The following is a 21,135-nucleotide window of genomic DNA, read 5'->3' on the forward strand; positions in this document are numbered from 1 at the left end:
AAAACGAATGTTGTACGTATGTATTGCCAATAACGTTCGTAAAAGTTGTTGACAAAATGGGCAACTTCTCTTTAAAATTGAAATCGGAAAACAACAACAGCATATCTTTTCGTATAATCTCAAGAATCGGCTTGAGAGTCTCTACTCGGTCACCGTAAATGATCAGGCTACGAAATTGGCGGAAAAAGCTCGCAGCGGTCCAGCGGGTATCTTTTTCCCCTTTTTGCAGAGCCTAGGAGAAATGCGATCTATTGCATTTTTACTAGGCTTCTTTGTTTGTTCCACCACATTTTTGGGAGGTTTGTAATCAAAATGGAACGTTTCTTTCGCTTAAAGGAACACGGAACAAATGTCAGAACAGAGATTATGGCGGGGCTGACGACTTTCATGACGATGGCTTACATATTAGCCGTCAATCCAATCATACTAACGCCAGCTGGCTTGGATTGGACTGCCGTGTTTCTTGCAACGGCACTAGCAGCAGGTATCTTCACCATCGCAATGGGCTTGTTCGTTAACTTCCCAGTTGCGCTAGCACCAGGTATGGGTCTTAATGCGTATTTTGCATCGGTCGTAATCGCATCGGCGTCAACGGACGCACCGATCTCACCAGCAATGGGACTAACCGCAGTATTTATTTCAGGTATTATCTTTATCATATTGACGCTTACCCAAATTCGCCAAATGCTTATCACAGCTGTTCCAGACAGCTTGAAGCATGCGATTACAGTCGGTATCGGCTTGTTCATCACCATTATCGGCTTGAAAAACAGCGGAATTATGACAATCGCAGTATCAAGCTTCACAGACATTAAAGCAGGTCAATTCACACCAGTGAGCGGCTCCGAAACCGTTATTCAACTGGGAAGCTTCCATAATGAAACGGTTGTACTTACCGTGATTGCATTGCTTCTTATTGGCGTGCTGATGGTATTGCGTGTACCGGGAGCGCTTTTGTTCGGTATTCTAGGTACAACTGTTATTGCTATTCTAATGGGTCATGTTGATGTGAAAGCAGCATTCACTGGTCAAACATGGGTGCCTGATTTCTCCAAAATGAACTTCTGGCATTTTGACTTTGCAGGCGTATTTGAAGTCGGACTGGTAACGGTTATCCTGACATTTACCTTCGTCGAAATGTTCGATACGTTCGGTACGCTAGTTGGTACAGCAAACCGTGCAGGCTACATGAAGGACGCTGAAAAGGGCAAAAAACGTGTAGGTAAAGCGATGTTCGTTGATGCGATCGGCGTCAGCGGCGGCGCGGTGCTTGGTACAAGTACAGTTACCGCATTCGTCGAAAGCTCTGCAGGTATTGCGCAAGGCGGACGTACGGGCCTAACGGCAATAACGACAGGCGTGTGCTTCCTGCTTGCTATCTTCTTGTCTCCAATCGTTGCGCTTGTTCCAGGTGCGGCTACAGCTGCTGCACTTATTATCGTAGGCGTGCTGATGATGCAATCGGTAAAAGATATCGATTTTTCAGATATGGTTTATGCGATTCCATCCTTCTTGACACTTGCACTTATGCCGCTTACTTACAACATTGCAAACGGTATTTCGTTCGGTATCGTATCGTACGTATTGCTTGCAACGGTTGCTAATGTAACAGGCAAAGGCAAATACAAGGTTCACTGGCTCATGTGGATTCTAGCGGTGCTCATCATTGGCCGTTACGTATTTATGGGCGGGGAATAAACAAATAATATGGAAGAAGCAGCGCTGGACCGGCGCTGCTTCTTTTTTTTGTAGTTTAGCCTTATGGTGGAGAGACGCAGAGGATAGGGCTGCTTATTTTCGCGCTGAAATTTGATATAATTTTGGAAATAGAGCTGGCTTTGGCAGGCGAGCAGACGGGGGAGAGCATATGTTTCGCGTGGATTTAAACTGCGATATGGGAGAAGGTTTTGGGGTTTACACAGCTGGCCTCGATCACGAGCTGATGAAATATATTACTTCAGCGAATATCGCTTGCGGTTTTCACGCTGGGGATGCAGCGACAATACGGCGCACGGTTAAGCTGGCGTTAGAGCATGATGTAGCCATTGGAGCGCATCCGGGGCTGCCGGATTTGGCAGGCTTCGGTCGAAGGGTGATGGCCATAACGCCGGAGGAGGCATATGAGCTAACGGTTTATCAGCTGGGTGCGGTGTATGCTTTTGCTAAATCAGAAGGTGGAAGCGTCGCACATGTCAAGCCGCATGGCGCTTTGTATAATATGGCTGCGAAGAGCAAACCATTAGCCGACGCGATAGCAGAGGCAATATATAAGGTTAATCCGAGTCTGATGCTATTCGGATTAGCGGGCAGTGAGCTTATTCACGCAGGCGAAGCTATAGGCTTGCGTACAATCCATGAAGTATTCGCAGACCGAACGTACGAGTCGGACGGCTCACTAACGCCGCGAGGGACGGAAGGTGCTGTTATTGTTGATCCTATTCGCGCTGCAGAGCAAGCGATAAGCATGATCAAGGATGGTGAGGTCAAATCGATACAACATCATAGCGTTATTTTGAAGGCGGATACGGTTTGCGTGCATGGGGATACGCCAGGTGCAGTAGAGCATGTCATAAGACTGCGGGCGGCATTAGAGGCAGCGAGCATATCTGTTCAGAAGGCGGGTGTATGAGCATGGAGAAGGCATCAACGGAGCCTCTGGCTCCTATTGAAATGCTGCCGCTTGGTGACTCTGCCGTTGTTATTCGTTTAGGCAGCTCCATTGACGAAGAAACGAACCGAATTGTCATGAATTTAAGTCGTCGTTTAGAGGATAAACCATTTACCGGATTAATCGAATGCGTGCCGTCCTTCGTCTCGGTGGCGATCCATTATGACCCGCTGCTGGTGAAGAGAAGCCGCACTGCAGCCGAGCTTCAGCATGCTACAATCTTTGAAACGGTATGCGCTAGAGTGCAGACGTACCTATCTCTAGAGCAGCTGCACTCTTCCGATCAGGCGGATAGAACGATTGAAATTCCGGTTTGCTATGGCGGAGAGTACGGTCCTGATCTTAGCCTAGTTGCTGAGCTTAATGGACTTCCGGAGGAGGAAGTGATCGCTATACATGCTGGTGGCAGCTACTTGGTCCATATGCTCGGCTTTGCGCCAGGCTTTCCTTATTTGGGAGGAATGTCTGAGCGGATTGCCGCGCCAAGGCATCAGACGCCCCGGACGATCATTCCTCAGGGCAGCGTCGGCATAGCTGGCAAGCAGACGGGCATATATTCGGTTGCAACGCCGGGCGGCTGGCAGCTGATCGGCAGAACGCCGCTTGCTCTATTTCGTCCTCAGGACGAAATTCCAAGCTTGCTTAGACCGGGGGACTTGATTAGGTTTAAGCCGATAACGGAACGGCAGTACAAGCTTTATTTAGAAGGTGAATTATGACTATAAAAGTTGTTCGTCCCGGCTTGCTCGTTACTGTACAAGATATCGGAAGGCATGGGTATCAAAAATACGGCGTAGTCGCCGGCGGGGCTATGGATACGGGAGCTTCGCGTGCGGCTAATCTGTTAGTCGGCAACGAGGATAGTGAGGCAGTGCTGGAAATTACGCTTACCGGAACGGAGCTCTTTATGGAGAAGGATACGCTGCTCGCTATTTGCGGCGCGCGTATGTCTGTTACCGCTGGAGGTGAGACGCTGCCCTTATGGAGACCAGTACTCGTTCGCGCGGGAATGAGCGTGAAATTCGGAGCTTGCCAATCGGGCTGCCGCTCCTATCTCGCAGTTGCGGGCGGATTTGATGTACCGGAGGTCATGGGAAGCAAAAGTACGTATCTGCGCGGCGCAATCGGAGGTTATTTCGGAAGGGCATTAAAGTCAGGAGATGTTCTGGCAGCTAAGGCGCCGAGCCTGCTGTCAGAGCGAATGGAGCATGCTTTGCGCCGCGGATGGAATGGCAGCGTTGCGGTGCCGCTCTGGCATGCGAGTCATTTTGCGATAGCGGACAATCTAGCGGACCCGATCATTCGCGCGATGACGGGCACGCATTACGAGCTGTTTACAGAGACAAGCCGGGCGAGCTTTTTTAGCCAGAGCTTCCAGATTTCCGCACAGTCCGATCGAATGGGATACCGGCTCGAAGGAACGGAGAAGCTGACGCTCGCGAAGCCGCTTGAGCTGCTTTCGGAGGCTGTCGCAAACGGAACGGTCCAAGTGCCGGCTGGCGGAGAGCCGATCGTGCTGCTGGCGGACAGACAGACAACGGGCGGTTATCTACGTATTGCGCAAGTCGCAACGGTCGATATTCCTGTTTTTGCACAGCTAAAGCCCGGCGACCGTTTTCGGTTCGAGAGGATCACGCAGCAAGAATCGGAACAGCTTTATTTGGACAGCGAGCGTGACATGAGAATGCTGAAAGCCGCTATTGCATTAAAATTTAATGCCGCGAATGAAAGGGATACAAGATGAACACTGCTCTTAGCGGCTGAGCCTCTTTCCTTGATTTATGGTAGACTACTAATCAAGAAGCAGGAATTACCGGAAGGCACGGCATAGAGGAGTGATAGCAATTGTTCGCACAGCAGCGGCATCAATTAATTATCCAAAAAATAAATAGCGATAAATCGATTCGAGCGTCGGAGCTTATGGAATCGTTTGGCGTTTCTTTTGAAACGATACGGCGCGATCTAGAGCATTTGGAGAGCCTAGGCTTATTGCAGAGGGTTCATGGCGGTGCGATTTTAAAAGAGCCGGATTACAGCCGGGAAATCCCGCTGCCGATTCGTGAGTCGATTTACTTGACAGAGAAGACGGAATTGTCCCAGCTCGCCATTCGATATGTAACGGAAGGAATGTCCATCGCACTTGATGTGAGCACAACCAATACTCAAATTGCGAAGATGCTCAAGACAAAGTTCGAGCGATTGACGATTATTACGAATTCCTTGCCAATCGTAAATGAATTAATCGATGTCCCCGGTTTTACGCTGATCATGATCGGAGGCATTATCCGTCAAGCAGAACAGAGCATTATCGGAGACTTGGCTGAAGAATTCGCTTCCCGCTTTCATGCAGACTTGTTTTTTATGAGCATGAGCGGAGTTACATTGGACGAAGGCATTACTGACAACGCGATTGGTGAAGTACAGGTGAAGAAGATAATGCAAGCAAATGCAAAAAGCACGATCGCGCTTGCCGACAGCAGCAAATTTGATCAAGTCTCCCTGCTCAAGGTGTGCGGTTGCGCGGATGTAGAACGTTTCGTTACAGATTCGAAGATCGGCCTTGATCTAGTTGATAAATATAAACGGAGCGGCATTGAGATTGTTTATGAGTAGAGATGAATAATAAAGGGGACGTTGACTGTCCTAAAGACTCTTGGTTATATACCAAGGGTCTTTTTTGCTTTCTAATGAAAAGTATATATTAAGATATTGTAAATGTGTGTGTTTGTGTGATATTGTGTTGGAATATGTGGAACTGATAGTTGAATCTAAATGTGGATCAATGGAGGTGTTTCTTAATTGATTGTTATTTCTCTTATTCTTGTCTTGTGTTCCGGTTTGGCGCATGCGGTATGGAATATGCTAGCTAAGCAAAGTACGGATAAAGCGTTGTTCTTATGGGTGATTTATATGCCTGCGACTATTGTTTTGCTGCCGACACTCATTAATGAACTTTTGAGTGCGTCACTATCGCAGACACAGTGGCTGTTAATCGGTGCATCGCTAATTATGCAAAGCGTTTATTCACTGCTGCTCGCTTACACCTATAATGCTGGAGATTTATCGCAAGTGTATCCGATCATGCGGGGGACACCAACCTTGCTTATCCCAGCCATCGGCGTATTGCTATTAAAAGAGACATTGCCTTTGTGGGGCTGGATCGGACTCAGCTTTATGCTGATCGGGTTCATCGTCATGATCGGAAGATCTTCGGGCAAAGGGCATCAGCAGTCTTTCTATAAGCCTGTACTGCTGGCGATGAGCGTTGGGCTATGCATTACCACTTACACGCTTATCGATAAAGTGAATTTACAGCATCTCTCTCCCCTTGCGCTGCTTGAGGTGACGAATATCGGTTTTGTACTCGGACTGACGCCTGCTGTTCTTCGCTCTAAACGGCTTAAGCATGTTATTCGCACTCATATTAATATTATCTGGATTGGCGCTATCTTGTCTCCGGGCTCGTACTTGTTGTTTTTGTTTGCAGCCAGAAATGCCAATATTTCTACAGTTGCGCCTATGCGCGAGGTAGGAATCGTGTTTGGCACGCTCCTTGGTCTATTTGTATTAAAAGAGTCGCAAGGGACTCGCAGAATTACGGCTTCGATCGCTGTAGTTATGGGCATCATTATGATTGCGTCATCAGGGCATTAAACAATAGCACCTGAATACCTAATGGAGAGGGAGTAAGGATGAAGATGGAAAACGCCAAAAAGCTTCGTTTTCGCAAAGACGGCACTTTTACAATTGTCCAGTTCACAGATATTCATTGGCAGGACGGATCGGACTTAGATTTGCGTTCCAAGGCTGCGATGGAGCTTGTACTTGAGGCTGAACAACCGGATTTTGTTATGTTTACAGGAGATGTCATTTACACGGGCAGAGGTTCAGACGGGGCAGTCTTATGCCAAGACCCGCTTCAAGCGTTTCGGGACGCGGTTGCCGCTGCGGAGCAGAGAGGCATTCCATGGGGAATTGTATTTGGCAATCATGACACGGAGAACGATATTACCCGCGATGACCTGATGGGCGAGGTGCTAAAGCACGCTCACACCTTTGCCGAGCCGGGACCGCGGGATATCCATGGCACAGGCAACTACGCGTTACCTGTACTTGGGTCTGACAACGATCAAGAGGCCGCTATGCTCTATTGCCTGGATTCTGGCGATTATTCCAAGCTGCCTGGCGTACCCGGCTACGATTGGATTCAGCATGATCAAGTGCAGTGGTACATGGAGCAATCCAAGGCGTGGAAAGCTCGTCATCAGGGCGCTGCATTGCCGGCACTCGCATTCTTTCACATCCCTCTGCCTGAATACCAAGAAGTGTGGGACCGGGAAATGTGCTATGGCCATAAACATGAGGGGGTATGCGCCGCGCAGACGCAAGCAGGTTTCTTCTCAGCGATGTTGGCACAGGGAGACGTGATTGCAACTTTTTGCGGCCATGACCACACGAACGACTATTGGGGAGAGCTTTACGGGATTCGTCTTTATTACGGACGAGCAACAGGATACAACACTTACGGCAAGGAAGGTTTCCCGCGGGGTGCCCGCGTGATCCGCTTGACCGAAAACGAACGGAAAGTGGAATCATGGCTGCGTCTTGATGACGGCACGGTCGCCCTGCATCAGCCGGAGCATCAGCCGGAAATCGGTTAATACAAGCACTTATAATTAAATAGCCCGAAGAAGCAAAGATGTCCCGAATATTCTTAGGAATCCGGGACATCTTTTTTTTGCGGAAATCATTTCTATTCATGTTCAGGTAGAGGAATTTCCGGGCCTCGGGGCGAACCCGATGAGGTTGAAATAAGGCGTCGCAACAGCATTGTTTAAAGGTTTTCTACAAAAAAGGATATCGTGTAAAGAATCGTAAATCGCTGTTTGTACAAAAATGAATACCGTTATAGCAATTGAAAATGTACGGGGCTGCTATTATCGATTAGATTGGGATTAAGGCGAGCCGGCAACCGGTAGGCGCCTCATAAATAAATTCGTAAAGGGGAGTCACGCATGAAAAAAAGTATATTTACTAGAATTGCTCTGCTGCTTGCCATCGTATTGATGTTCGGAGGAATTGCAACGGCTTGCTCCAGCGGCAAGTCAGAACAACCCGCTAACAACGCGGCAACCGGCAACGGAGCGAAAGAAAATGCGGGGAAAGGCGATAAATCGGCTGAACCTGTAAAGCTAAAGCTTTGGCATCCTTTAAACCCTAATGCGCAAGCCGTCGTTCAAAGCTTAAGTGATGTAGCGATGGTGAAGGAATGGGAGAAAAAGACGAATGTGAAATTCGACTTTGAACATCCGACGGGCACGGGTGCCGATGCTCAGCAGCAATTCGGCGTGATGGTAGCTTCCAATGTGCTTCCGGACTTGATTGTGTGGAACATGTCCAACTTCCAAGGCGGTCCAGCCAAGCTGTTTCAGGATGGAACGATCATTAAATTAAACGATCTTATCGATCAGCACGCACCGAATTTGAAAAAAATTCTCGAAGAATATCCGCTTATCGCCAAGCAAATTAAAGCGGATAACGGGGATATTTACGTATTCCCTAACTTGAAGGTTGGCGATCACGGCAAATACAAAACGTTCTCCGGCCAGATGATACGGAAGGATTGGCTCGATGAGCTGGGCTTGCAGCTGCCCGAAACGATCGACGAATGGGAGATTGTTCTAAAAACGATTAAAGAGAAAAAAGGCGTCATTCCATATACGTCCGAGAAAGACATGCTTCTAGGATCAAAAAGCTCGATGGACTTTATCGGGGCATACGGCATCGGCAAAGATTTTTATCTGAATGGCGACAAAATCCAGTATGGGCCGCTTCAGCCTGCATTTAAGGACTACTTGGCGCGTATGCAAAAATGGTATAAAGAGGGTTTGATTGATCCGGACTATGCTTCTAACGACAACAAAGCGAAGGAAGCGAAGATCACTTCAGGCAAGGCAGCCGCTACCTTCGGTTACATTGGCGGCAGCATGGGCGCATGGCTTCCTTCCTTGCAGCAGGCGGATCCGAAGGCGATGCTTTCCGCCGCTCAATATCCGGTAATGAATAAAGGAGATGAGCCTAAATTTACGGAAACCGGCTGGGATTACAGCAATACGGGAGCTGTCATCACAAGCGCAAACAAAAATCCGGAAGCTACGATTAAGGCGCTTGATTATTTGTTCAGCGAAGAAGGCGCTATGCTGAAAAACTTCGGTATTGACGGCACAACGTATACGCTGGTGGATGGCCAGCCTAAATTTACGGATTTGATCATGAAAAATCCGGACGGACTGCCGATCGGCCAAGCGATGGCGAAAAACTTCATTGCGAACTATCCGTTCCCGGGTCCGGACGATGACCGTTATAATGACCAATACTATTCGCTCGACGCCCAGAAGGAAGCAGTAAAAGCGTATGCCAAATTCGCGAAAAACTCTGCCTCCGTTCTCATTCCTCCCGTTTCTTTAACGCCGGAGGAAGCAAGCGAATTCAGCAAAATTATGACGGATGTGGATACGTATCGTTCAGAGATTGTCACGAAACTGATTATGGGCACCTCTAGTTTGGACAGCTTCGATAAAGCGATCGAGCAGTTTAAGAAAATGGGAATCGAGCGCGCGATAGAAATTCAGCAAGCCGCTTTCGACCGTTTCAACAAACGTTAAACCGATTGAAGGAAGGGGGGAACACACTCCCCTTCCTTTAAAAATCAATTTCGGTGGAAAGAGAGTGCACCTGCGATGATGAGAAAACTAGCTAACGATCTTGTGAGAAATAAAGCCATCTATTTTATGGTGCTGCCAGTTGTTTTGTATTATTTTATTTTCAAATATCTTCCGATGTACGGTTCGATTATTGCCTTTAAGGATTTCAGCATTGCCAAGGGTGTATGGGGAAGCCCATGGGTTGGCCTTGACAATTTCAAGGACTTTTTTGACAGCATCTACTTTTGGCGGGTGCTGCGCAATACGCTGCTCCTAAGCTTTTATCAGCTCTTGTTTGGTTTTCCAGCACCGATTATTCTTGCTATTTTGCTTAATGAAATCCGTTTAAAGCTGTTTAAAAACGTCGTTCAAACAGTCGTCTATTTGCCTCACTTTGTATCACTCATTGTCATTTGCGGACTCATTCTCGATTTTACGAACCGTGAAGGGATTATCAGTACGATGATCGAATTTTTCGGGGGCGAACGCACTACTTTGCTTGGTGATGCCGCTAACTTTCGGTTCATTTATGTATTCTCCAGCATATGGCAGGAGCTTGGCTGGTCGTCCATCATCTTCTTGGCGGCGCTCAGCGGCATTAATCCCGAGCTCTACGAAGCGGCCAGAGTCGATGGTGCCGGGAGGTTTAGGCAAATGTGGAGCATTACGCTTCCAGGATTGATTCCAATCATTATGATTTTGCTCATTCTTAGAATCGGAGGACTTATGGATATCGGATTTGAGAAGATAATATTGCTCTACAATCCGAATACCTATGAGACTGCGGATATTATCTCCTCCTTTGTGTACAGGAAAGGGCTTGCGGAAGGTCAGGACTACAGCTTTACTTCTGCTGTCGGCTTGTTTCAAGCGGGCATCAACTTTGTTTTGCTCATTAGCGCCAACTGGTTTTCCCGCCGGGTATCCGGGAACCGATTATGGTAAGGGGGAATGGGAACTTGAAAAATAATACGATGACAGACCGCACATTTGATATATTGAACGCCATTCTCATGCTTTTGCTTATCGTCGTAACCATTTATCCTTTTTATCATGTCGTAATGGCTTCCTTAAGCGACTCTAATCGATTGATTGCACATCAAGGCATGCTCCTAGGTCCGCTTGGATTTAGCTGGGAGGCTTACTCCCGCGTGCTCGACAATCCGAATATATTCAGCGGATACCGGAATACGCTCCTGATCCTCTTCTCTGGAACGCTGTTTAACTTGTTTTTCACGGCGCTTGGAGCCTACGGCCTGTCCCGTAAGTTCATGCTGCGCAAACCGATTATGATCGCTATCATTTTTACGATGTATTTTAGCGGCGGACTGATTCCCACTTATTTATTGATCAACAACTGGCTGCATATGGGCAACAGCTTGCTGGCGTTAATCGTGCCGGTCGCAATCAGCACATGGAATCTGATCATCATGCGCACCTCCTTCGAGGCGATTCCCGAGAGCTTGATCGAATCTGCCAAAATAGATGGCTCCGGGGAGTTCGGTATTTTGTTCAAAATCGTCGTCCCGCTTTCCATGCCGATTATCGCGGTTATGATCCTTTACTACGGCGTTGCCCACTGGAATTCTTGGTTCAATGCGATGTTGTTTATCCGTGACCGTGAATTATTTCCGCTGCAGATCATTTTACGAGAAATATTGGTCATTAACGATACGAGCTCCATGCAGCTGGGAGACGCGATGGCGGATCAAGAAGGAATCAGGGAAAGCATCAAATATGCCACGATTATGGTTGCGACGCTTCCGATATTGCTTGTGTATCCGTTTCTGCAAAAGTTTTTCGCGAAGGGCGTTATGATCGGTGCGGTAAAAGAGTAGTTGGTATATACTCGGAGTATAATTCTCTGGCGGTGGATGCTCATATGAAACGCAAGGTTTATAAGTTTTGGCTGTACTCGTATTTATTTGTCTTATTTATTCCAATCCTTATTACCTTGATCGTCCTGCTGCAATCACAAGAAATGCTGGTCAAGGAAGTGCGCAGAGCTAACGACACGCTCCTCGATCAGGTTCGGCAATTAGTGGACAATCAGATCACTGACATTCGCAGGTTAGGCACGCAATTATCGTTTGACCCGAAAGTCATGACGTATTTAAACCGTGAAACGTTGGATACGGCGGAAGCCAGGTTCGGCACGATGGAAATGATCTCGAGCCTTCAGTCTTATACGATTGCCAACGGCAATATAACCGATGCCTATATCTATCTCAAGAACAAAGAATATGGGATAACGACAACGACGTTTATGCCGGCAGACGATTTGTATTCCGTGCTCCATAAGGCATCGGGAAAAAGCTTTGCGGAATGGACAGAGTGGCTCCGGGCGAGCCATGCTGGTCTTTTCGTTACATTAAATGAAGGCGCCAAACAAACGGAAAACTCGCTCGTTTACGTGCAATCCTTGCCTATTCAAGAGATTAAAGCTGCCCCTGCGACTCTTGTTGTGCTGCTCAATCAGGATCGGCTCAAGCAAGCGATTTCGAAAGTTGGTCTAGCAACCGAGAGTTCGGTTTATATCCTCGATCGCGAGGGCCATCCCATCATGATTACTGGCCCTCAGACTGGACTGGCTGAGCTGCCGATACCGAAAATGAGCAATCAACGCGGTTTTCTTACGGAATTAGTGGACGGCAACGATGCGGCCATATCTTATGTGAAGTCGGATACGACGAATTGGACCTATATTTCGGTTTTGCCGGAGCAAGTGTATTCCGCTAAAGTGAAGCTGCTGAAAAATTTGATTTATATTGCGATGCTGCTTTGCATCGGACTGGGCGGGCTTAGCGCCTTTTGGCTTACGCGAAGAAATTATGCCCCTATTCAAAATATGATGAATTTTGTTTCAACAAAGGTCAAAACAAACATGATGAATATGCCGAACGAATTTGCGGTTCTGCAATCGTTTATGACCGACAGCGCAGCCATCCAAGATGAAGCAAGTAGAAAGCTGCTCGAGCAGCATCAAGTGCTGCGCAACCAATTTTTGGCCCGGCTGCTGAAAGGCCGGGTGGATATGAGCTCCGCACTGCCGCAAGCCATTGAATCGTTTGATTTTCGGTTCGAGACAGACCGGTTTGCCGTCTTGCTGCTGCAGATCGAAGACTATGAACGGCTGTTTCAGGCGAATCAAGAAATGGATGCGGAGAGGAAGCTTCAATTCGTTTACCTGATCGTTACGAACATTTTTGAGGAGCTGTTATCCGCAGGCCATCGCACTTATTTCACGGAAGTTGACGGCATGATTGCTTGCGTTGTAAACGTCCTAGGGAAAGAGAAGGAAGCAAAGAAAGAGCTGCTCAAAGTGGCAAATGACGCTAAACGTTTTATTCAAGATAAATTTTTCGTTCGTTTTTCCGTGGGTGTCAGTGATATCCATACGTTTTGGTCGACGCTCCCAAAATGTTACGAGGAAGCGGTCGAGTCTCTGGAATATAAGCTTGTTCTTGGCTCCAACCAAATCATTTCCTATGAATCGATTAAGCGTCCCAAAAATGATTTGTATTATCCGCTCGATACCGAACGTCAATTAATTAACTTGATGGCGGCAGGCAATTACGATGAGGCGGCAGCTGTCCTGCAGCGTATCCTCATTACGAATTTTTCCGAGGGAACGCTGTCCATTCAAATGGGAAAATTGCTGATGTTCGAACTCGTCGGCACGATGCTGAAAGCGGTAGAGCAGCTTCAACTTAGCACGAAAGAAATTATGGTGGAGAAAACGGATTTAATTAAGCAGATTACAGAGTGCGAAACCTTCGCAGAGATGGAAGAAGAAATTTTGGACTTCCTAAAGAAAGCCTGTGATTATTTGCAGCAAAAGAAGAAAAGCCATAATACCGATTTGAAGAGCCAAGTTGTCGAGCATGTCCTTCATAACTTGAATGATATGAATATTAGCCTGACGAGCATTTCGCTTGCTTTCGATATTAATCCGACTTACTTATCTCGATTTTTCAAAGAGCAAACCGGAGAGAATCTCGTTGATTTTGTTAATAAGCGGCGTGTTGACAAGGTGAAATCGCTGCTTGCTGAGACCAACCACGCCATTCAAGATATTGCCGAGCAATGCGGATTTGCAAGCAGCCAATCTTTGCTAAGGGTGTTTAAAAAGTACGAAGGCATAACGCCGGGACAGTATAGGCAGAGTAGGGACGGAAGAGAAGCTCTAGAGCGTTGAGGCTGAGATCCGTCTTTTATTTTTGTATGATGCCGGAATATGGGGAGGATGAATCCGATGAGCGTATGGCAAACAGCTATTGAGGACGCTTTACAGAAGACGAGGCGGAATATCGGCAAATTTGGCGATCAATTTCCACATGTCAGCACGGACGGCGGCCGCTCGTATGAGTTGAACGCCAATGATGATTGGACCGACGGCTTTTGGTCCGGCATGTTATGGCTTTGTTACGAGTACAGCGGCGATGACGCATTTCGGCAAGCGGCAGCCCGAACCGTTGAAAGCTTCCGGGAGCGCTATGAAGCGGACCGGGTGCTGGATCATCATGATATCGGATTTTTGTACTCGTTGTCGGCTAAAGCACAGTGGATGATAGAAAAGGATGAAGCTGCAAGGCAGCTTGCTTTAAGGGCCGCCGACAAACTAATGGCAAGGTGGCGCGAGCCGGGTCAATATTTTCAAGCGTGGGGACCTGCTGGCGACTCTGTAAACGGCGGCCGCATTATTATCGATTGCATGATGAATTTGCCTTTGCTTTACTGGGCATTCGAGCAGACAGGCGATGAACAGTACCGCCAGGCTGCGGTTCTCCATGCTGACAAGAGCCGACGTTATCTGGTCCGCGGGGATGACTCGTCCTATCATACCTTTCATTTTGATCAAAAAAATGGCGAACCGATCGGCGGCGATACAGCTCAAGGCTATACAAACGGGTCGACGTGGACACGGGGACAAGCATGGGGTGTATATGGATTCGCGCTGTCGTACCGGTATACGAAGGATCGGCTTTACCTAGAGACGTCAAAAAGGCTGGCGCGGTTTTTCTTGTGCCATCTGCCAGAGGATGAAGTTGCTTATTGGGACTTTAATGCGCCTATCGAGTCTGGAACGCCTCGTGACAGCTCGGCTTCTGCCATCTTTTGCGCCGGTTTGTTGGAGCTGCTCGATTTGATGGATGAGAGTGACCCGGAGCGCGCGTATTTCGAACGCAGAATACGGTTTGTGATGGAGTCGCTTGTACTCAATTATTCGACCATCAATGAGCCGAATGTGGAAGGCCTGATCAAAAGAGGCTCTTACCATGTTCGAGGCGGATCGTCTCCGGACGATTTTATGATTTGGGGCGATTATTATTATTTGGAAGCTTTGCTTCGCCTAGAGAAGGGGATCAAAGGGTATTGGTACGAAGATCGATAGAATAAAACAGTCGAGCAGGTAAAGCTATCCTGCTCGACTGTTTTTACTTAGGGGATTCCTTCTTTAGAGTGGACATGTTTTTAAGAACGAGCATAAGGTTTGCAGGTTTCTCGGCAAGTCGGCGGGTGAAGTAGGGGTACCACATGGCGCCGTAAGGGACGTAACAGCGGATGCGGTAGCCTTCCTTTGCGAGCTTCGCCTGTTCATTCATGCGGAGGCCGTAGAGCATTTGGAACTCGAAGGCGCTTTTGGCAATACGGTTCGTGCGCGCATAAGCTTTTACCCAGCTAATGATCGCATCATCATGTGAGGCAATGGCGGTATAGATGCCTTTGTCCAAATGAGCCTTGATCATGCTTTTGAAATTGTCGATGACCTCGTTTTTATCTTGATAGGCGACCTCACTCGATTCTTTGTAGGCGCCTTTAACGAGTCGCAAGCTTATACGTGCTTGAAGCATATCGTTAACATCCTGCTCCGTTCGGAATAGGTAAGCCTGCAGCACGGTGCCGACATTGGTTAAGCCTTCTTTGTGGAGCCTTTTAACGATATCGATTGTAGCTTGCGTGTAAGGCGTATTCTCCATGTCAATTCGAACGAAGTTTCGATGGCGCCTTGCATGCTTGACTACGTCTCGAATGTTGGCGTAACAAGCCGCTTGGTCAAGAGCGAGACCCATTTGAGTAGGCTTCAGCGATACATGAGAATTAGCTTTTCGATCAGCTATGCCTTCGATCAGCTTCAAATATTGATCTCTGTATGCTGATGCCTCGCTTAAGTCCTGTATCCCTTCGCCAAGATGGTCGAGCGTTGCCATAATGCCTAGCTTGCCCAGCTTTTCGAGCTCAAACAAAGCCTCTTCAAGCGTCTCCCCCGCAATAAATCGGCTTGCGAGTTTTTTTCCATACGTAGTTGAAAGCCTCTCTACCAGAGGAATGCCTGTAATCGTCAACAATGATTTGCGGTACCATTTCGAACCAATGCCCATTCGTGCTGCTCCTTTCCGAAGAACAGTAGTAGGGGTCAAAACTTAGGAGTTCGATAATAGTATATTCAGAAATCATCTTCATCGCGCTATGCAGGCCTAATTATTTAAATAACAAAAAGTGCGTCGGCAGCTTGCGAAGCTGTCCGTCGGAAGGCTTATTAATGACTCTTCCGTTAAAAATGAGCGAGGACGAGCCGCCGCCATCCAGGTTATAGCCGTCAACGGCGCCATAGCGCTGCAACAATAGCTGCATTTCACCAAGCGTAGCCCCTGAGCTGCCTGATTCGTTGTAGCCGTCAGCTACAAGAAACAGCAGTTGATCATCCTTGAAATTAGCAATGACGGTCCGTGGTGCGCGCTTTGGACTGGTCTGCCATTTGGCTGGGATCGGTTGTGGAGATCCGCCGCGCAGCAGTACAGGAACAAAGGATGCACCGAATTTCGGGTTTTTGGCATCCAGCTGTTGTTTGCTTGCGAATTTACCTCCGATGAGCTCATTTTGCTCGTTTAAGCCTACAAAAAACAAATCCGCACGCGGCGGCTCGAAGCTTGTCACGTAATCTCCGTCCACAATGGTTGTGCTTAGCGGATATCTTTTGCCTCGTCCATCTGCAAAGCCGCCTGCATTAATGCCGGCAACAGCTCCGTGCCGGGCTACTGCGGCGAGAGTAGTCTCTGCTTGTCCAAGCTCTTCACCGCCGAGCGACATCGTCATCGCATCTTTGCTCTTAAGCTTCACCTTGAGCGCGTACGCCGAGAAGTTTTCTGCTTTTATGTAGAAAAGCTGTGCTCTTAGCTTGTCCGATTCAATCGTACCGGCGACCTTGCCAAGCTTGCTCGTAATATTGCGGTCGTAAATTTGCAAAGGTCTCATTGCCTGCGATGCAGCCATGGAAGATATCTTTGCCATATCGGCATTTGTTTCTTTGTACAGCTTCAGCTGCCTTTGAATGGACTCTCGTGTTTGTGATGCGGTCTCCTGTGCAAGGTCAAGGCCGGCAGCGGCATGCTTAATATCGGATTCGGGAAGCCTTGTTTGCTCAGTAATGGGCTTCGGAAAGGCTTCAGCAGATAATTGAATAACGATATCGGACAATAACAGCCAGATCATAATGCCTAGAAAAGGTGCACAGGCAAGCAGTGCAGTTCGATTTAACGCTTTGACGGTTATATTCATTTGAGCACGTCCAAGCTCTTCTGCAGCTCATTAAGCTGTTTTTTCACTTCATTCAACTGCGTATACAGCTTGTTGCTGTTGTCCGTTTTGGAAGCGGCGTTGTCCTTCGTGAACGTAAGCAGTTCATTTAGCGCATCGACTTTTGCCTTTAGCTCAGCAAGATCTGCGGTGTAGTCGGTTTCGAGCTTCAGCATGCGAGCCTCATAAGCTTGCTGCATAGCCGCAATTTGGCCAGCGGTTTGCTGCTCCAAGTTTGCGGATAACGTCTGCTGAATCCGTTCGGTATACCATTTGGCGCCCAATATGCCGGAGCATATAATAATGACCCATATGCAGACAAAAAGAAGGAAGGTACGGTTTCCTTTCTTTCTGCGTGTTTTCTTATCGAATTGGCTGGCAGTGCGTTGTTCCAAAATCAAATCACTCATTCTATTCATTCACCTCTCTTGATAGTCACTTGCACGAAAGATCGGATGAACGAACTGCTAGCAAGGGTACATAGATTAGACTTCAATTGCTCCTAAATAGTTGCGGATGTCATCTTATTGTAACAAAGACAAACGTAGATGTCCTTTGCGATATATGGGAATTTCCTGTAAATTTCAAATCGGACCGGAACATTCTCCCTCCTTTCGGCGTCTAACCATAAGGGATGCGGCAGCCGATGCCGCAAATTGGAAGGAGAACAAGATGAAAACACAGAATTGGTTTAAGCAAATGACTAAGCGAGTTCTCATAGCAGGCTTACTCGTTTCGCTGGCAGGTACTGGATTTGGAGTGAAGGAGGAAGCTAATGCAGCTGAGCGTCAGCCGATAAAGGTTGTGTTTGTGCATGGTTCGAAAAAAATGACTGTAAACGGCAAGGCGCAGCAAATGACGGCGCCGCTGCCGGTAGTAAAGGGAGTTACGATGATTCCTATTCGGACGATTGCTACTTCCGTTGGAGCAAGCGTTTATGCTGATAGTAAAGGCACTCATATCGATACTTATTTCAACAAAGTTACGCTGAACAATAATATGCGCGGTGCGAATCGCAACGGAAGCTACGTTGTACTGCCTAATGCAGCTACACAAATTAATGGAACGATGCATGTGCCTCTATCAGCAGTTAAACTGCTGTGGAATGCCACTTATGTGTTTAATGCACAGCTTAAGCAAATTAGCATAACGATTCAGCCGGAGCCAAACGTGCCGCCAGTAGCCCGCTTCGAAGCTCCGTATGAGGTGAAGCTCGGGGAGCCTATCGAATTTAAGGATTTGAGCTACGACCCTGATGGCAAAATCGTGAAGACAGAGTGGACCGGCCGTAAAAGTACATATTTTGAGCCTGGTGTTTATACCGTTACTCAAAGTGTCTACGACAATGATGGCGCACGAAGTGAAGTCGTGTCTCAAGATATTCGTGTAACAGAAGAGGTTATGTATACGCCTTATGAATATTACATGCGTTATGGTAACCCGGGCGATAAATTTGAAGTTGACGGGAAACTAATGAACACCTTCAAAGAGGTGGATACGATTGAATCCAAAGGCGGCCGCACATTGTATATGTCGAATGCGCCGGAGCGTTTCTTTGGAGAAGGTTTGCTGTATGAAGATACTTTGAATGATGCAAGTCGTTTATTCCTTCATCACCGCAACGGCTCTGACGAGCGATTAAAGCTGGCGGTTGTGGTTACGAATAATGAAAGCGAAAGCGTAAAGCTGACGATTGGCAACCGCGGCCTTGCTGGACCAAGCGTCAGTGCTATGCAATTTGGATCGGCTGCAGTAGCTAGATATTTTGCAAGCTCACAGCCGCGCGAAATGATTATTGAGCCTGGTACTTCCGCTGTGCTGCTGCCGGAGCTTGAGAAAATTATTATGAATCCAGACGAAGGTTTCTCGGGCTTGCTTGATGTCGACATGGACGGTAAGCTGACATTTTCCACGATGGCGCTTAAAGTAGACACCGACCCGATTAGTGCAGTGTCTATGGTTACTGAGCTGGAGAAGGTCGGGAATCGCGGCAAGTTCTTCGATACCGATCAATATATTGAAGTGAATGAGAAGATTGGCGTTACAGAAAGCAAGCTGCGCCTAGGTCAACGTGGTCCTGCTATGGCAGGTGTAGACGCACTGACAGGCGGAATGACAATTAACGGCGGGGAATATGGTGCCGTGACGACCGTCAAGCTCAAAAATGTCGCTTGGGGAACGCGAATTATTCTAAATCCTCGAGCGGGAATTTTCCAAGGTGCAGTTAGTGTAAATGGAAAAGTGGTGTACGTCCCTTCAGGCGGTCATGTGAAGGTAGGCGAAGGAGCATTGATCTATACGCAACCGAATCAACCCGCTGGAGCAGCTGGCATGCAGCCAGCGCCAGAAGTAACGATTCAATATTCATCACCGGGCGCAAGCTCATTACCGATCTTATTCGTATTTTTTCCAGGCTCGGACTTTAAATAACTAATAGAAGGAGGAAATGTCGCTGTCAAGCGATGTTTCCTCCTTTTTTTGTTGTTAGCCCACCTAGTATTGTATAATAGAGATTCATTATCATTTGAACCAACTAGGAGGATGATCAGCATGGATCAACCAATTACAAATAACGGCGCGAGCCGAAAAGAAGCAAAAGCAATGTTCGCAGGAGGCTGCTTCTGGTGCATGGTATCGCCATTCGAGGAAATGCCGGGTATTATATCGGTCGTATCCGGATACACGGGTGGACATACGGTAAACCCAACTTATCAGGAAGTATGCTCGGAGACGACAGGTCATGCGGAAGCGGTACAAATTACGTATGATCCTGCGATCTTCCCATATGAGAAGCTGCTTGATATTTTTTGGAAGCAAATCGACCCTACGGATGCAGGCGGTCAGTTCCATGATCGCGGGGAATCTTATCGGACAGGTATTTATTATTATGATGAAGAGCAGCGAGAACTGGCGGAAGCTTCTAGACAAGAGCTTGAAGCTAGCGGTCGCTTCGACCGGCCAATCGTAACGGAAATCGAACCGGCGCAAGCTTTTTATCCGGCAGAGGACTATCACCAGGGCTATCACAAATCGAATCCGTATCGTTACAAAATGTATCGTAAAGGCTCTGGCCGCGACGCTTTTATTTCACAAAACTGGGCGATTAAGAAAGACCCTGCAGAATTGAAGCAGCGTCTTACGCCGATCCAGTATGAGGTCACACAAAACAGTGGAACAGAACGTCCATTCACAGGGGAGTATTGGGATCACACCGAGGATGGCATTTATGTAGATATCGTTTCTGGAGAGCCGCTGTTCAGCTCCCGCGATAAGTACGATGCTGGCTGCGGTTGGCCGAGCTTCACGAAGCCGCTGCAAGCAGCAGCTGTTTCTGAGCATACGGACTCCTCGCATTATATGGTACGGGTCGAGGTTCGCAGCAAAGAGGGCGATTCTCATCTCGGTCATGTATTTGATGATGGACCGCAGCCGACGGGGCTTCGTTATTGCATCAATTCCGCCTCACTGCGTTTTATCGGCAAGGATAAGCTGGAGGAAGAAGGATACGGCGAATATTTGCATCTGTTTGAGCAATAAGTTTTTAAGCATCTTATTATAGACATTTGGGTGGAGGAGAAGCTGAAATGAACATAGAAGAAGCGATTCGCACGAGAAGAACGATTGGAAGAGTGAAGAAGGACCCTGTTGATCGTGCACTTATTGAACGGTTGTTGGATGCAGCTGTTTGGGCGCCTAGCCATCATAATACGCAGCCTTGGTCATTTATTGTTATGACGGGTGAAGGCAGAGGGCGGCTTGCAGAAGGATATGCGCGTGTATCCGCGGCCGCTGTTCCTGAGCTGAGCGGACAGCCGCTTGAGGATCGTTTGGCTAAAGAACGTACCAAAGCATTCCGTGCTCCAGTCGTTATTGCGGCAGTATGCTCACCGTCGGATGATCCGCGTGCTGTGCTGGCAGAGGAGCTTGCTGCTGCTCAAGCAGCGGTGCAAAATTTGCTGCTTTCAGCACATGCGAATGGACTTGGAGCGATATGGCGTTCGGGCGATCCAATGTACCACCCGATTATGAGAGAAACATTTGGCCTGCGTGAACAAGATCAAATCGTAGGTTTTATTTACCTAGGTTATCCGGATATGACGGCTCCAGAGCCGCAGCGTGTACCGGCCACTGCAAAAACAGTGTGGTTGGTTTAATAAATAAAAAAGAAGGCCGTACCGTTCGATT

At 47.8% G+C, this 21,135-nt stretch carries 18 protein-coding genes and 1 riboswitch; of the genes, 15 read left to right on the top strand and 3 right to left on the bottom strand.

Annotated elements, in window-relative coordinates; genetic code table 11:
* Positions 1 to 89 precede the first annotated feature (89 nt).
* Positions 90 to 190, top strand: a riboswitch (purine riboswitch).
* 122 nt (positions 191 to 312) lie between these two features.
* From MHH56_RS04625 to MHH56_RS04680, 12 genes are all read left to right on the top strand, one after another.
* Positions 313 to 1,698, top strand: coding sequence for an NCS2 family permease (locus MHH56_RS04625; protein ID WP_339206924.1), 1,386 nt, complete (start codon positions 313 to 315; stop codon positions 1,696 to 1,698).
* A 169-nt stretch (positions 1,699 to 1,867) separates the two neighbouring features.
* A complete protein-coding gene (locus MHH56_RS04630) occupies positions 1,868 to 2,629 on the top strand; it encodes a 5-oxoprolinase subunit PxpA (protein WP_339206926.1) in 762 nt (253 codons plus the stop codon).
* Complete coding sequence (gene pxpB, locus MHH56_RS04635; RefSeq protein WP_339206927.1) at positions 2,626 to 3,387, top strand: 5-oxoprolinase subunit PxpB; 762 nt, start codon at positions 2,626 to 2,628, stop codon at positions 3,385 to 3,387. The genes MHH56_RS04630 and pxpB overlap by 4 nt, the downstream gene beginning before the upstream one ends.
* The gene (locus MHH56_RS04640; protein ID WP_339206929.1) at positions 3,384 to 4,412 is read left to right on the top strand and encodes a biotin-dependent carboxyltransferase family protein; all 1,029 of its coding nucleotides are present in this window, start codon (positions 3,384 to 3,386) and stop codon (positions 4,410 to 4,412) included. The genes pxpB and MHH56_RS04640 overlap by 4 nt, the downstream gene beginning before the upstream one ends.
* A gap of 101 nt (positions 4,413 to 4,513) precedes the next feature.
* Positions 4,514 to 5,281: a DeoR/GlpR family DNA-binding transcription regulator gene (locus MHH56_RS04645; protein WP_339206930.1), complete on the top strand. Its 768-nt coding sequence runs from the start codon at positions 4,514 to 4,516 to the stop codon at positions 5,279 to 5,281.
* Positions 5,282 to 5,467: 186 nt separating this feature from the next.
* On the top strand, positions 5,468 to 6,322 hold the full coding sequence (locus MHH56_RS04650; protein WP_339206932.1) for a DMT family transporter: 855 nt from the start codon (positions 5,468 to 5,470) through the stop codon (positions 6,320 to 6,322).
* A gap of 38 nt (positions 6,323 to 6,360) precedes the next feature.
* Positions 6,361 to 7,329, top strand: coding sequence for a metallophosphoesterase family protein (locus MHH56_RS04655; RefSeq protein WP_339206933.1), 969 nt, complete (start codon positions 6,361 to 6,363; stop codon positions 7,327 to 7,329).
* 354 nt (positions 7,330 to 7,683) lie between these two features.
* A complete protein-coding gene (locus MHH56_RS04660; RefSeq protein ID WP_339206934.1) occupies positions 7,684 to 9,333 on the top strand; it encodes an ABC transporter substrate-binding protein in 1,650 nt (549 codons plus the stop codon).
* Between the two features lie 75 nt (positions 9,334 to 9,408).
* Complete coding sequence (locus MHH56_RS04665) at positions 9,409 to 10,317, top strand: ABC transporter permease subunit (protein ID WP_339206936.1); 909 nt, start codon at positions 9,409 to 9,411, stop codon at positions 10,315 to 10,317.
* A complete protein-coding gene (locus tag MHH56_RS04670; RefSeq protein WP_076271112.1) occupies positions 10,311 to 11,210 on the top strand; it encodes a carbohydrate ABC transporter permease in 900 nt (299 codons plus the stop codon). Before MHH56_RS04665 ends, MHH56_RS04670 begins: the two co-directional genes overlap by 7 nt.
* 44 nt (positions 11,211 to 11,254) lie before the next feature.
* Positions 11,255 to 13,570: an AraC family transcriptional regulator gene (locus MHH56_RS04675; RefSeq protein ID WP_339206937.1), complete on the top strand. Its 2,316-nt coding sequence runs from the start codon at positions 11,255 to 11,257 to the stop codon at positions 13,568 to 13,570.
* 57 nt (positions 13,571 to 13,627) lie between these two features.
* A complete protein-coding gene (locus MHH56_RS04680; protein WP_339206938.1) occupies positions 13,628 to 14,767 on the top strand; it encodes a glycoside hydrolase family 88 protein in 1,140 nt (379 codons plus the stop codon).
* 43 nt (positions 14,768 to 14,810) lie between these two features.
* On the opposite strand, the gene MHH56_RS04685 is transcribed toward MHH56_RS04680, so the two are convergent.
* The 3 genes from MHH56_RS04685 to MHH56_RS04695 all read right to left on the bottom strand — a co-directional run bounded on the left by MHH56_RS04685 (position 14,811) and on the right by MHH56_RS04695 (position 17,360).
* Positions 14,811 to 15,755, bottom strand: a complete 945-nt coding sequence (locus tag MHH56_RS04685; RefSeq protein ID WP_339206940.1) for a proline dehydrogenase family protein — start codon at positions 15,753 to 15,755, stop codon at positions 14,811 to 14,813.
* A gap of 100 nt (positions 15,756 to 15,855) precedes the next feature.
* Positions 15,856 to 16,932 (bottom strand): phosphodiester glycosidase family protein, encoded by a 1,077-nt coding sequence (locus MHH56_RS04690; protein ID WP_339206941.1) that lies wholly within the window; start codon positions 16,930 to 16,932, stop codon positions 15,856 to 15,858.
* A complete protein-coding gene (locus MHH56_RS04695) occupies positions 16,929 to 17,360 on the bottom strand; it encodes a hypothetical protein (protein WP_339206942.1) in 432 nt (143 codons plus the stop codon). Before MHH56_RS04695 ends, MHH56_RS04690 begins: the two co-directional genes overlap by 4 nt.
* A 262-nt stretch (positions 17,361 to 17,622) precedes the next feature.
* Here MHH56_RS04695 and MHH56_RS04700 point away from each other — a divergent pair, with 262 nt between their 5' ends.
* The 3 genes from MHH56_RS04700 to MHH56_RS04710 all read left to right on the top strand — a co-directional run bounded on the left by MHH56_RS04700 (position 17,623) and on the right by MHH56_RS04710 (position 21,104).
* Entirely contained in the window at positions 17,623 to 19,380 is a 1,758-nt protein-coding gene (locus MHH56_RS04700) for a stalk domain-containing protein (RefSeq protein ID WP_339206943.1), read from the top strand.
* 120 nt (positions 19,381 to 19,500) lie between these two features.
* Entirely contained in the window at positions 19,501 to 20,487 is a 987-nt protein-coding gene (gene msrA, locus MHH56_RS04705) for a peptide-methionine (S)-S-oxide reductase MsrA (protein WP_083682630.1), read from the top strand.
* A 47-nt stretch (positions 20,488 to 20,534) separates the two neighbouring features.
* Positions 20,535 to 21,104 (top strand): nitroreductase, encoded by a 570-nt coding sequence (locus MHH56_RS04710; RefSeq protein WP_339206944.1) that lies wholly within the window; start codon positions 20,535 to 20,537, stop codon positions 21,102 to 21,104.
* Positions 21,105 to 21,135 lie beyond the last annotated feature (31 nt).

This window comes from Paenibacillus sp. FSL K6-3182 (assembly GCF_037976325.1).
In the GTDB taxonomy this organism is placed as follows: Bacteria; Bacillota; Bacilli; order Paenibacillales; family Paenibacillaceae; genus Pristimantibacillus.

Bases quoted from the DNA above. Each gene is read 5' to 3' on its own strand.
- pxpB (WP_339206927.1), top strand. From the start codon at position 2,626: ATGAGCATGGAGAAGGCATCAACGGAGCCTCTGGCTCCTATTGAAATG.
- MHH56_RS04710 (WP_339206944.1), top strand. From the start codon at position 20,535: ATGAACATAGAAGAAGCGATTCGCACGAGAAGAACGATTGGAAGAGTG.
- MHH56_RS04680 (WP_339206938.1), top strand. From the start codon at position 13,628: ATGAGCGTATGGCAAACAGCTATTGAGGACGCTTTACAGAAGACGAGG.
- MHH56_RS04655 (WP_339206933.1), top strand. From the start codon at position 6,361: ATGAAGATGGAAAACGCCAAAAAGCTTCGTTTTCGCAAAGACGGCACT.
- MHH56_RS04685 (WP_339206940.1), bottom strand. From the start codon at position 15,755: ATGGGCATTGGTTCGAAATGGTACCGCAAATCATTGTTGACGATTACA.
- MHH56_RS04625 (WP_339206924.1), top strand. From the start codon at position 313: ATGGAACGTTTCTTTCGCTTAAAGGAACACGGAACAAATGTCAGAACA.
- MHH56_RS04675 (WP_339206937.1), top strand. From the start codon at position 11,255: ATGAAACGCAAGGTTTATAAGTTTTGGCTGTACTCGTATTTATTTGTC.
- msrA (WP_083682630.1), top strand. From the start codon at position 19,501: ATGGATCAACCAATTACAAATAACGGCGCGAGCCGAAAAGAAGCAAAA.
- MHH56_RS04700 (WP_339206943.1), top strand. From the start codon at position 17,623: ATGAAAACACAGAATTGGTTTAAGCAAATGACTAAGCGAGTTCTCATA.
- MHH56_RS04690 (WP_339206941.1), bottom strand. From the start codon at position 16,932: ATGAATATAACCGTCAAAGCGTTAAATCGAACTGCACTGCTTGCCTGT.
- MHH56_RS04660 (WP_339206934.1), top strand. From the start codon at position 7,684: ATGAAAAAAAGTATATTTACTAGAATTGCTCTGCTGCTTGCCATCGTA.
- MHH56_RS04630 (WP_339206926.1), top strand. From the start codon at position 1,868: ATGTTTCGCGTGGATTTAAACTGCGATATGGGAGAAGGTTTTGGGGTT.
- MHH56_RS04695 (WP_339206942.1), bottom strand. From the start codon at position 17,360: ATGAGTGATTTGATTTTGGAACAACGCACTGCCAGCCAATTCGATAAG.
- MHH56_RS04670 (WP_076271112.1), top strand. From the start codon at position 10,311: ATGGTAAGGGGGAATGGGAACTTGAAAAATAATACGATGACAGACCGC.
- MHH56_RS04640 (WP_339206929.1), top strand. From the start codon at position 3,384: ATGACTATAAAAGTTGTTCGTCCCGGCTTGCTCGTTACTGTACAAGAT.
- MHH56_RS04665 (WP_339206936.1), top strand. From the start codon at position 9,409: ATGATGAGAAAACTAGCTAACGATCTTGTGAGAAATAAAGCCATCTAT.